This window comes from Photobacterium nomapromontoriensis, from assembly GCF_050336815.1.
Classification (GTDB): domain Bacteria; phylum Pseudomonadota; class Gammaproteobacteria; order Enterobacterales; family Vibrionaceae; genus Photobacterium; species Photobacterium nomapromontoriensis.
In genome coordinates, this window is the sequence record NZ_JAKJSL010000022.1 from 178,113 (window position 1) to 190,191 (window position 12,079).

Here is a 12,079-nt window from a genome sequence, read left to right on the forward strand (position 1 = left end):
TTATGATGAACAAACCCAATATCATTCTGATCATGACTGATACACAAGCTACTAATATGGTAGGCTGCTATTCGGATCAGGCTTTGAATACAAATCATATCGACAGCCTTGCGCATCAGGGTTATCAATTCAATTCCGCATTTACCTGTGCCCCGGTTTGTACCCCAGCCAGAGCCGGACTTTTCACGGGTATTTATGCGAATCAATCTGGACCCTGGACCAACAATGTCGCCCTCGGGAAAAACATTTCAACCATGGGGCGCTATTTCAAAGATGCGGGCTATCAAACCTGTTATATCGGGAAATGGCATTTAGATGGCCACGATTACTTTGGTACAGGTCAATGCCCTGATGAGTGGGATCCTGACTATTGGTATGACGGTGCTAATTATTTGGCAGAGCTGACAAAAGATGAAATTTCACTATGGCGTAACGGCTTAAATACAGCAGAAGAAATTGAAAAGCATAACATTACTGATACGTTCACTTGGGCTGATAGGATCTCTGAACGTGCCATTCATTACCTTAATGATACGCAGCGTCATCAATCACCTTTTTTAATGGTGCTTTCTTATGATGAACCGCACCACCCGTTCACTTGTCCGGTGGAGTACATTCGAAAATACGAAAACTTTTATTACGATCTCGGGGCGAAAGCATTTGATGACTTATCCCAGAAGCCACAGCACCATCAGCTATGGTCTGATGCAATGCCAGCTCCGGTAAATGCAAAAGGCCAATACCATCACCCATTGTATTTTGCCTGCAATGATTTTGTTGATGATCAAATTGGCCGGGTTATCCAAACCCTTGATGCCTCTGAACTCGAGAATACATGGGTGGTGTATACCTCAGATCATGGTGAAATGATGGGCGCACATAAGCTCATCAGTAAAGGCTCTGCCGCTTATGATGACATTACTCGTATTCCGTTAATCATCCGCCCACCGAAGAATATGACGCAGGCAAAGCAATTGAATACCCCTGTCAGCCATATCGATATACTGCCGACGCTCATGGCCATTGCTGAGATTGAGAAACCAGAAATCATGCCAGGTGAAAACCTGCTAGATATTGTAAAGACACCGGATCAGCAGCGTGGGGTGATGATCGAATTCAACCGTTACGAAATTGAACATGACAGCTTCGGTGGTTTTATCCCTATGCGAGCGTGGGTCGAAAACGATTTTAAGCTGGTAATTAACCTCTTTACCTCTGATGAGTTGTACGATAGAAATCAAGACCCAGATGAGCTTTCTAATCTGATTGAACATCCTGATTACGCAGAGATAAGAAACCACCTACACGATCATTTATTAGCTTATATGGATAAAATCCGTGACCCATTCAGAACGTTTGAGTGGGCGACCCGTCCATGGCGAACGGATAAGAAGCCACAATGGATGGGTGCCTTCAGGCCAAGACCGAATGATGGCTATTCGCCCACCGTGCGTGACTACGATACCGGACTGAAAACGGTAGGGATTAAGATCGAAGATAAAAAACAGAAATTCTGACAAACTTATCCGTGATCAATAACAAGTAGCCTACTTCGAACGATGCTTTATGCTTCTTCCGATTTGGGCTATTTGAGTATAAAGGTCTAATACACCATGACACAACAAACAAAAACGACACAACCGAGCTTGCGAGAAAACTGGCGAGAACGTGGTGAGGATCCGGATTACCGTTTTTCACTTGCTAACGAAAGGACCTACCTCGCCTGGGTACGCACTGCCCTTGCATTGCTTGCTGGTGCCATTGGTATAGATCAACTGACCCCAGAATTAGCCAACCCTACCATTCGCATTGGTATTTCCGCTCTACTCTGTCTATGTTCTGGCTTGCTGGCACTCTTTGCCTACCGCCGCTGGTCAAGTAATGAGCAGGCAATGCGGCATAATGAGGCTTTACACTATACCGGATTTTTAAAAGCCATCAGTATTGTCATGCTATTGCTCGCGGGTGTGATCATCTCCGTGATCGTCATATGAGAGATCCTGGATTACAGCCTGAACGCACCGAGATGTCATGGCTACGCACCGAACTGGTCATGTGTGTGGTGGGTATTGCATTGATAAGAGTGGGCATCCTTACCCACTCACTATGGCTCACCGCAGTTGGCATTCTTTTTATCACCTTCGCGGTGACGCTCACCTATTACAGCCACATCCGTTTTACTCAACGGTTCTCCAACGCAATAGCTGTCACCCCAAGAGAGGTCAACGTTAAACGCCTCCTGTCAACCATCATTATGGGTACCAATGTGTTGTATATACTGTTTCTTTTCGGACGGTAGAGCTCTGCCAACATTCAGATCACTGTATAACGGGTTCTAGCTTCCAAATGTTATTCGCATAATCACGAATACTGCGATCTGAACTGAACTTACTCATCAATGCCGTGTTCAGGATGGCTTTACGCGCCCACATCTTTTGATCACGGTATTGCGTATCGATCTTCTCGTGTGTTTTCAGATAATCCGCAAAGTCTGCCAAGACTAAATAAGGATCACCGCCATCCAGCAAGTTATGACGAATTGCCGCCAGTTGACCGGGTTTACCTGGCGTAAACTCATCCGTTTCCAGTAAATCCAACGACGCGCGCAATAGGCTGTCTGCCTGATAATAACGGTAAGGGTCGTAACCCTCTTGCTTGAGTTGCTGCACTTCATCAACCAACAGACCGAAGATGAAGATGTTGTCATCCCCAAGCTCTTCACGCATTTCAACGTTTGCACCATCCATCGTACCGATGGTCAATGCGCCGTTCATGGCAAACTTCATGTTGCCGGTTCCTGATGCTTCTTTACCTGCGGTAGAAATTTGCTCAGACACATCAGCCGCTGGGAACAAAATTTCAGCCAGACTCACACGGTAATCAGGAATAAAGACCACTTTTAATTTACCCGCTAAACGTGGGTCATTATTAACCTTCTCTGCAACCTTGTTGATGGCAAAAATAATGTCTTTTGCTAATGCGTAACCCGGTGCCGCTTTGGCGCCAAAGAAGAAGACGCGTGGGTGCATGTCGAATGTCGGGTCATTCAGCAGACGGTGATACAGCGACAGAATATGCAATAGGTTCAGGTGCTGACGCTTATATTCATGCAAGCGTTTAATTTGGATATCAAAGATCGCATCGGTATCTAGCTCGATGCCCATGTTTTCAGCAACCCAGTCAGCCAAGCGCTGCTTATTTTCTTTCTTCACGGCCATATAGCGCTTCTGGAATGCACTATCGTCAGCAAATTTGGCTAAGCCTGCAATTTTTTCCAGATGAGCCGGCCAGTCGTCCCCGACCTTCTCACTGATGAGCGTCGATAAGCCTGGGTTACAGTATTTGATCCAGCGACGAGGCGTCACACCGTTTGTCACATTGGTTAAACGGCCTGGGAAGAGTTCGTTAAACTCAGGGAAAAGATCACGCTTCACCAGATCAGAGTGAAGAGCCGCAACACCGTTTACCGCATAGGTACTCACAACACACAGGTTAGCCATGCGAACCATCCGCTGAGGGCCTTCCTGAATAATAGACAGCTTGCGTTTTACAGCATTATTACCCGGCCAATTTTGCTCAACCAACTGCATGAAGCGATGGTTAATTTCAAAGATAATTTCCATGTGACGTGGCAACATCTGCTGGATCAGTGCCTCACTCCATGTTTCCAGTGCTTCTGGCAGTAATGTGTGGTTGGTGTAAGCAAATGTCTTGGACGAAATGGCCCATGCTGCATCCCAGCTCAGCATGTATTCATCCAGCAAAATACGCATCAATTCAGGGATCGCGATGGTTGGATGGGTATCATTTAGCTGAATGGTTTCGAGTTGTGCCAAGGTATCAATGGCATTGCCGGCGGCATGATGACGGCGCAGAATATCGGCAATAGAACAAGCACAATGGAAATACTGCTGCATGAGACGCAGCGCTTTTCCTTGCTCATGGTTGTCATTTGGGTACAGCACTTTGGTCACATTACCCGCTTCAAGCTCTGGATACTGTGCCCCTACATAGTCACCATCATTAAAACGGGCGAGGTTAAATGGCGCAGTTGAACGGCACTCCCACAGGCGTAATGGGTAAACACTGTTATTGTTGTAACCCACAATAGGTAAATCCCACGCGATACCTTCAACTGTCATGGCAGGCACCCAGCGACGACAAGCGATACCATTTTCATCGGTGTATGCTTCAACGTGACCGTATAAATTCACCTGCTGAGTCAGCTCCGGACGGATAACTTCCCACGGATAACCTTCAAGACCACGCCATGCATCAGGTGCTTCAACCTGACGACCATCAACAAAAGACTGACGGAACAAACCGTATTGGTAATGTAAGCCATAACCAACCGCTGGATATTCTTGAGCGGCCAGTGAGTCCATGAAACACGCCGCAAGACGGCCTAGCCCACCATTACCCAAAGCGGGATCGCGCTCTTCTTCTAGCAGGTCTGTTAGGTTTTGACCCATTTCTTCCATTGCCATCGCAACGTTTTCATATAGCCCCATGCTGATCAGGTTGTTACCCGTCAGGCGGCCAATCAAAAATTCAAGGGATAGGTAGTTAACACTACGCGCATTGTCTTCGGCTAGCTTCTGCTCTGTTGCCAGCAGGTTACCGGTACTTATTTCTGCCAAGGCACGGCCCATGGCCAAATACCAGCTACGCGGTGTCGCTGTAGTAGGTGTGTTTGCATAAGTTGTCGTTAAATGCTTTTCAACTGCCGCCTTAAACGCAGCCTTATCAAATTGTTGTGTCTGACCATTTTTTGACATGGTTCAATCTCGCTCTAGGATTATTTCCGACTGATATCTATGTTGCCTGTGTTTCATACCCAAAACATCCTCCCGACAAACGGAGGTAGAGGGAGGAGTATTAGGGGCGTAGTCGCCCCCCTTTGCTGCTTTCTGTGATCGTCCGCATATAAAACGGGTGTAGAAGAACACTGCCCTTCCAATTGATGCAACATACTTCATATCATATAGGTATATTTAATGGTGCAAGAAGATGCTTATGCATGAGCAATAAATCTTATATGTGTGAACCAGGTCATAATTCTAGGGATGAGAAAGCAAGAGTTACTGATTTACGCCCATTGAAATGTAAAGTTATGGACCAGATCAAATGCCGCAAGATTATTTTCATGCAATATAATCAATGCGTAACGGCATAACCGCTCTAAAAATAATGCAAATACAAAAAGCTAAGTGATAACAACACTCAGAGCGTAATGGACTAAACCTTACAATAAGATAGCTAGACTATGTGGATACCATCTAAACTGACTCGCCCAGCGCGCTTACATAATGCGATTCTACGCCCTCGCCTGCTTGACACCCTTAATCAGGCTCCGTTCTATCGCCTTGTACTCTTTCGTTCACCCGCCGGATTTGGAAAAACAACAATGGCTGCTCAATGGCTAAATGAGCATCCGCATACAGGCTGGTTTAACATCGATGAAAACGATAATGATACGTTTCGATTTGCAAACTACCTCTTGCAGTCAATCAATAAAGCATCATCAAATGCCTGCCCCAAAACACAAGCCATGGCTGAACGACGTCAGTTCGCCTGTTTATCAACCCTATTTAGTGAACTTTTCAGCGAATTAAGCGATTATCAACAACAAACCTATCTGGTTCTTGATGACTACCACGTCATCCATAATGACGATATACATGATGGAATGCGCTTTTTCCTGAAAAACATGCCCGACAATATTACCCTTGTCGTCACCAGCCGTACCTTACCGCCTTTAGGGACCGCTAACTTACGTATTCGTGATCTTCTCATTGAAGTCGATAATGATTGCCTGGCATTCGATGAAGAAGAAACTGAGCGCTTCTTTAATAAAAGAGTGGGTGAAAACATCGAATCGACAGTGCTTCGCACTCTTCATCAGCAAGTTGAAGGGTGGCCTTCAGCGCTTCAACTCATCGCACTCCACGCCCAACAGCGGCCTAATATGCTAGTCGAATCCGCTGAATCGATGGCTAATTTTAACCGTGCGCATTTATGGGATTACCTTGCAGAAGAAGTGTTTGATCAGCTCAACAGCGAAATCCAACACTTCTTATTACAATGTTCGGTATTAGATATATTTAACGCCCAATTGGTGACCGATCTAACTGGGCGTAGTGATGCTCTGGCCATGCTTGAATCACTCAACCGCTTTGGGTTGTTCCTAAACACGCTCGAAGGAGACAACAATTGGTATCGCTTCCACAACCTGTTTGCTGAATTCCTTCGCCATCAACGCTATTCTCAAATTCCGCAACAACGTTCAGAACTACATGCTCTCGCGGCCAAGGCATGGCTAAAACAAAATGCACCGCAGCAAGCATTACTGCATGCTCAAAAAAGCAGTGATAATGAACTAATTGTGACTATTCTTAGTGATTACGGCTGGGACATGTTCCACCACGGTGAGATCAAACTGCTTGAAGATACGATAGCAGGCATCGAACCTGACTTACTCTATACCCACCCGCGTCTATGCCTGCTTAGAATGTGGCTGGTACAAAGTCAGCACCGATATAACTATGTCGGTGAGATGATTGAAGTAACCGAACGTGAACTCATTAAACGCGACATCGTTCTGGATGATGCATTGCAAGGGGAGTTCAACGCCCTTCGTGCGCAGGTCGCCATTAACCAAAGTAAACCTGAAGAAGCACTGATTTTAGCTGAACAAGCGCTGGGACAGCTTCCATCAACCACTTACCGTAGCCGTATTGTAGCAACGTCTGTCGTTGGCGAAGTACACCACTGTCTGGGCAATTTAAGCCAAGCATTACCCATGATGCAGCAGACAGAAAAAATGGCTCGTCAATACCATGTTTATCATCAGGCACTGTGGGCGCTATTACAACAAAGTGAAATTTTACTTGCTCAAGGTTACGTTCAAAATGCTTTTGAATTGCTTGATCAGGCATTCAAACTCGTCAAAGAACAACATTTACAACAAGTGCCATTGCATGAATTCCTGCTGCGTTTACGCGCTCAAATTCTCTGGTGCTGGAACCGTTTAGATGAAGCGGAAGAAGCCGCGCTCAAGAGTCTTGACGTTTTAGCGCCCTATGATGATACCAAATTACTGCATGCCTATTCCATGCTTGCTCGTATCGCAATCACCCGTGGGGAGCAAGATAAAGGCGCGCGATATTTAGATATGTGTAACAGTATGATGGAGCGTTCTGTTTATCATATCGATTGGCGAGCCAATACTGATCTCGCCAACCTGCTTTACTGGCAAAATACTGGCAATATCACCAACATCCAAAACTGGTTGGATCAAGCTGAACAACCTGAAGTCGCCTGTAACCACTTCCAACAGCTGCAATGGCGCAACATTGGTCGAGCCTGCACCAATGTCGGTGATTATGACCGTGCTGAAACTATCTTTGCTATGCTGGAAGAAAGCTGTAAGAAACATAACTTGATCACAGACAAAAATCGAAATCTTGTGGTACAAGCTGTGCTGAGTAAGAGACAAAATCGCAGGGAGCTAGCTCTAAATCACATCAAGGAAGCCCTAACACTCACCAACAGTACGGGTATGGTCGGGATTTTCCTCTCTGATGGCAGTGATATTTGTGATCTATTGCAAGAACTGATTGAAACTAAGGCGCTTAATGAACTCGAGCTGCACCGAGCTCGGCAACTACTGAGGGAAATGACCAGTAAAGAGCGTAATCGATCAGTCCACTTTGATGAGAGCTTTGTTGAAAAATTACTTAATCTTCCTGACGTTCCAGAGCTTATCCGTACCAGCCCGCTGACACAGCGGGAATGGCAAGTGCTTGGGTTAATCTACACTGGCTACAGTAATGAGCAAATCGCGTCAGAACTTGATGTCGCCTCGACCACTATCAAGACACATATCCGTAATTTGTATCAAAAACTCAACATCGCAAATCGTCAACAAGCAATTGAAACAGCGGAAAATTTATTAAAACTGATGGGCTTCTAATTTTTCAGGGCTTCATCACTGGTTAAGGATAACCTGATGATTGAGTGGCACAAGGATAGGCTCTGGTATATGGACATGCCGTTCAAATTGAACGGCATTCCTGTCGGTGCCAGAATGACTGTGATCAAATTAGAAAATGGTAAATTACTCATTCACTCTCCGATCCAGTTAACAGCACAATTACAACTGGAACTGACAACCTTAGGTACCGTTTACGCCGTTGTTACCCCTAATATGAACCATCACCTGTTCCTCTCAGAATGGTGGTTGGCTTACCCTAATGCATTGTTTTTCGCGCCTCCCGGGTTAGAGAATAAACGCACAGACTTAGTTTTTGATAATGCGCTCAGCGCTAAATGCCCTGATCTGTGGCGCCATCAGCTCTATCAAACACTACTAAGAGGGAGTGATAAAATGGAAGAAGTGATCTTCTGCGATCCGATAGCGAACACCCTCATTGTAGGAGACACACTATCTTGGTTTAGCCCTACCCGTAACCTATTCACCTTTGGATTAGGTATCGCAAATGGCTGCTATCAGTCTCCGGCAATGCCACTATACTGGCGCCGAACATTTAACGATAAACCACGCTTGCGCCAATCATTACAGGAAATCCTGACCTGGCCTTTTGATCGCATCATTCTATCTCACGGCCATAACATAGAACACGATGGTAAGGCACGCTTTTACCAAGCATTCAAATGGGCAATGAAATAGCCCTGTATAATACCGATTGGTATAATTTGGGGGAACTTCATAGTGGAAAAGCAAAAAACCGAGCACATTCAATGCACTCGGTTTTTGAATTTGCCTATTATTTAGTATATTAGAGCTTAAACTGCGACGTAATACCTTGCAGCTGACAAGCTAAGCTTGCCAGTTCTTCACTCGCGCGAGTGGTTTGCTCGGCCCCTTCTGTGACTTCATTGGCGGCCTGAGTAATGTGCCCCATATTATTTCCCAGCTCTTCAGATACAGCTGTTTGTTGCTCAGTCGCACTCGCAATCTGGGTACTCATATCAAAGATGTCAGTCACTGCTCGGTTCATCTCGCTGATCACCTCACCACTGCGGCTGACGGCTTCCACGCCTTGAACCATTTTTTCAACACTGACAATCATTGTCTCTTCAGCAGCAGCCGCTTGCTCTTGCAATCGGGAGATAATTGCCCCAATCTCACCAGTTGACTCTTGAGTACGCGTCGCAAGTGAGCGAACTTCATCAGCCACGACCGCAAAGCCTCGGCCCTGCTCTCCAGCGCGTGCTGCTTCAATCGCGGCATTAAGTGCCAACAAGTTAGTCTGATCTGCGATACTGTTTATCACGTCGACAATCGAGCCGATGCGTTGACTTTCTTCTACCAACTTATGAATACTGTCTGTGGTGATATGCATCTCTTCTTCAACAGAACGGATTGCGGTAACAGAACGTTGAATCGCTTCCCCTCCCACCTTAGCATTTTCGGCGGCACCGTTAGTCGCATTGGCAGAGCTCTCAGCATTGGATGCAATATCCGAAGAAGTAGCTCGCATTTCTTCCATCGCCACAGACAGTGAGTTGAGCTGCTCTTGCTGACTACGCATACTTACTGACGATTGCACCGAGATGGCACTCACCTCTTCAGATGCACTGCTCAGTTGCGTGCTCGACTCAACAATCTGACCCACGATGTGATGAATATTCGCTCTCATATTGTCAATAAGACGCGATAGGTCACCAAACTCATTGCTTCCATCATCAACGGGCTTCAGGCTCAGATCTTTATTACCAATGGCTTCTGCGGAACGAATTAGCAGCTGAAGCTGACCTTGCATGCTGCGTACAACCAACAATGCAATCATAATCGCCAGTGCCGATGCCGCCCAGAGTGAACCAATGGTCAGATTATTCGTATCGCTATTACGTTGTAATAATTCATCCGCAAACTCAAAGCCTTCTGCTCCTAACTGGTTTTGCTGGACGCTTAACTCGCGATTAAATTCCTGCCCCATTTGAATTGATTTCGTGTGTGCCGCTTGGTATGCCGGTAACTCACGATCCAAGGTCATCAGTGTTTCCTGATAACGAAGGGCTGCCTTTAACGCTGTTGCGGTTTCTTTATCATCTTGGTTCTGTTTCAGTATCTCTATACCTGTATTTATCCCTTTAATTGCATTCGCTAAATAGCTCTCACGCATCCCCGCAACAAAACCATTATAATTAAGGCGTGCGGAAGCGATATTGTTCATGGCGAGCGTGGCCTTGCTCACCCATTCTGGTGAATAGAGCGTATTTTCATCGCTCACATGCATCGAGTAATCATTAAAATACTTACTAGAACCAATCACACCATATTTGACGGCGTTATCCAGCGTATAATAAAACGCAAACATCACTTCAGCTTGCTGGCTATACTCCATTACTAGCCGTTTCAGAGTCTCCCCTTGCGACGTTGTTGGTGTGTAACGCTTTGCCATATCAACCAATGCTTTAATCTGATCATCAGTACGATCAACTAACGCAAGATCTCGCGGATTAGACCAGGTCGTCGTCAATGCAACCCGGGCTTGCCAAATTTTCAGGCCAAATTCCGTCGATGTTTGTAAATGGGCCACACGTTGATCACGCTCTGATCGATAAGTGCGTTCACTGTTATTGTGATTGGTAAACAACCACAATGAAAGACACAGGATCACAGCTCCGGTCACTAAACTGGGTAACAACACCGATGTACGAAAACCGAAATCTTTTAAGCGGACAGCAAACATATCCTTTTCACCTATGGAGACTGAGACATTAATAAAAAGCAATCATCCCAAATCAATCAGTAAATCAAGCGCAGAGAGCGCTTGTTATTGCTAATGACGTATGAATTATCGCAAAAAACACAGCGCGGCATTATTGTGTGAGTTCAATCTTTTCACAAGCTTTTTTACACTTAATTATGCACTAACCCACTGAATAAACAGGTAATATGCAACATCGGCATGTCTTTTTTAATTCATTTTCACCATGTGAGAATCGGGCTAGATTTTTATGGTATACCACGTAAAAAATTAACAATAAAAATGTAAAATAAAGGCGAGTTATTTGCTTGTTAACTGCATCTGTATAGTTATATATACTTCTTCTACACCTTTCCATGAGTGATGCACTTATTATCTGAAATCAGGATTACAGCTTATATTCATCACCTAATTTATATTCACTCAGTTTAAAGAATTTAAATTCATTCTCATTAACATAGTTAATGATCTTATTCACTATCTTTTCATGAATTAGCAACCCGCCGCCGGCGACTTTTTCAGGGCGTATAATTAGACGATTTTCTAGTTGAATCGAATCTAATACTTCATTTTTGAATTTATACTGTATTACTTCATGCCTACTATCATCTGGTGAATAATCGAGTATCTCACTGCGTTTAAAATCTATACAGTCTAAATTTTCATACGCATTAAAGAAAAAAAATTCTTCATGCCATTGCTCATCGTCATCAATCAAGACCGCAGGGAACAATTGAAAGTTATTGATGTTAAGCGACATTAGTTTATCTGCAATTTTTTTTGAAACTACAGGGAAAAAACCATGAAGAATAAAGTCACTTACTATGAATGGCATTTCTCCTTTATCAGCATTAATGAAAAATATAGGTCCATCTCCAAAATCTAATTTAGTAAAGCTATAACGACGGCGACCAGTATCTAATGATGCTTTCAAATGAAGATAAGTTTCCCTAAATGGAACTTCAAAAACTCTGTAGTATTGTTCTTCATAGTTATTCATATTTTCCTCTTTGGTGACCAATTTGTTCCAAAAGATATTTGTATTTCTAGAGTATACCCTTTTAACTCATCCTCATGGTGGCATAGTGTAGTGGCATAGTGAATTTGGTCACTTAGTTAGAGGTGATATCATCACCTCATAAGTTAACAGGTGACATTATGACAAAACGTACAAGACGACTATTTAGTGCAGAATTTAAGTTAGAAGCAGCGCAGCTAGTCCTAGAGCAAAACTACTCAGTAACTGAAGCGGCCCAAGCTATGAATGTGGGCAAATCTACGATGGATAAATGGGTTCGCCAGCTAAGAGAAGAGCGCCAAGGGAAAGCACCAAAAGCTTC

9 protein-coding genes are annotated in these 12,079 nt (G+C 44.5%); 6 read left to right on the forward strand and 3 right to left on the reverse strand.

Annotated elements, in window-relative coordinates; all coding sequences use genetic code 11:
- The first annotated feature begins 2 nt into the window (after nucleotides 1-2).
- From L4D12_RS08715 to L4D12_RS08725, 3 genes are all read left to right on the forward strand, one after another.
- The gene (locus L4D12_RS08715; RefSeq protein ID WP_428447437.1) at nucleotides 3-1,517 is read left to right on the forward strand and encodes a sulfatase-like hydrolase/transferase; all 1,515 of its coding nucleotides are present in this window, start codon (nucleotides 3-5) and stop codon (nucleotides 1,515-1,517) included.
- 96 nt (nucleotides 1,518-1,613) lie between these two features.
- Nucleotides 1,614-1,994, forward strand: coding sequence for a YidH family protein (locus L4D12_RS08720; RefSeq protein ID WP_428447438.1), 381 nt, complete (start codon nucleotides 1,614-1,616; stop codon nucleotides 1,992-1,994).
- Entirely contained in the window at nucleotides 1,991-2,299 is a 309-nt protein-coding gene (locus L4D12_RS08725) for a DUF202 domain-containing protein (RefSeq protein WP_428447439.1), read from the forward strand. Before L4D12_RS08720 ends, L4D12_RS08725 begins: the two co-directional genes overlap by 4 nt.
- Nucleotides 2,300-2,318: 19 nt before the next feature.
- Here L4D12_RS08725 and L4D12_RS08730 read toward each other — a convergent pair whose 3' ends face one another.
- Entirely contained in the window at nucleotides 2,319-4,778 is a 2,460-nt protein-coding gene (locus L4D12_RS08730; RefSeq protein WP_428447440.1) for a glycogen/starch/alpha-glucan phosphorylase, read from the reverse strand.
- A gap of 488 nt (nucleotides 4,779-5,266) precedes the next feature.
- Here L4D12_RS08730 and malT point away from each other — a divergent pair, with 488 nt between their 5' ends.
- A complete protein-coding gene (malT, locus tag L4D12_RS08735; RefSeq protein ID WP_428447441.1) occupies nucleotides 5,267-7,975 on the forward strand; it encodes an HTH-type transcriptional regulator MalT in 2,709 nt (902 codons plus the stop codon).
- Nucleotides 7,976-8,011: 36 nt separating this feature from the next.
- Nucleotides 8,012-8,692, forward strand: a complete 681-nt coding sequence (locus tag L4D12_RS08740) for a DUF4336 domain-containing protein (protein ID WP_428447442.1) — start codon at nucleotides 8,012-8,014, stop codon at nucleotides 8,690-8,692.
- A 109-nt stretch (nucleotides 8,693-8,801) separates the two neighbouring features.
- Here the strand turns inward: L4D12_RS08740 and L4D12_RS08745 are convergent, their stop codons facing one another.
- Together L4D12_RS08745 and L4D12_RS08750 are read right to left on the reverse strand one after the other, a co-directional pair.
- Nucleotides 8,802-10,721 carry a methyl-accepting chemotaxis protein gene (locus L4D12_RS08745; RefSeq protein ID WP_428447443.1) on the reverse strand — a complete coding sequence of 640 codons (1,920 nt, stop codon included), beginning with the start codon at nucleotides 10,719-10,721 and terminating at the stop codon, nucleotides 8,802-8,804.
- Between the two features lie 406 nt (nucleotides 10,722-11,127).
- Nucleotides 11,128-11,739, reverse strand: a complete 612-nt coding sequence (locus L4D12_RS08750; protein ID WP_428447444.1) for an imm11 family protein — start codon at nucleotides 11,737-11,739, stop codon at nucleotides 11,128-11,130.
- 158 nt (nucleotides 11,740-11,897) lie between these two features.
- Between L4D12_RS08750 and L4D12_RS08755 the strand changes: the two genes are divergently transcribed.
- Nucleotides 11,898-12,079: transposase (locus L4D12_RS08755; RefSeq protein ID WP_428447445.1), on the forward strand; the 182-nt coding region annotated here is incomplete at its 3' end.

Coding starts and splice junctions, on each gene's coding strand:
- L4D12_RS08725 (WP_428447439.1), top strand. CDS start 1,991: ATGAGAGATCCTGGATTACAGCCTGAACGCACCGAGATGTCATGGCTA.
- L4D12_RS08730 (WP_428447440.1), bottom strand. CDS start 4,778: ATGTCAAAAAATGGTCAGACACAACAATTTGATAAGGCTGCGTTTAAG.
- L4D12_RS08715 (WP_428447437.1), top strand. CDS start 3: ATGATGAACAAACCCAATATCATTCTGATCATGACTGATACACAAGCT.
- L4D12_RS08720 (WP_428447438.1), top strand. CDS start 1,614: ATGACACAACAAACAAAAACGACACAACCGAGCTTGCGAGAAAACTGG.
- L4D12_RS08750 (WP_428447444.1), bottom strand. CDS start 11,739: ATGAATAACTATGAAGAACAATACTACAGAGTTTTTGAAGTTCCATTT.
- malT (WP_428447441.1), top strand. CDS start 5,267: ATGTGGATACCATCTAAACTGACTCGCCCAGCGCGCTTACATAATGCG.
- L4D12_RS08740 (WP_428447442.1), top strand. CDS start 8,012: ATGATTGAGTGGCACAAGGATAGGCTCTGGTATATGGACATGCCGTTC.
- L4D12_RS08745 (WP_428447443.1), bottom strand. CDS start 10,721: ATGTTTGCTGTCCGCTTAAAAGATTTCGGTTTTCGTACATCGGTGTTG.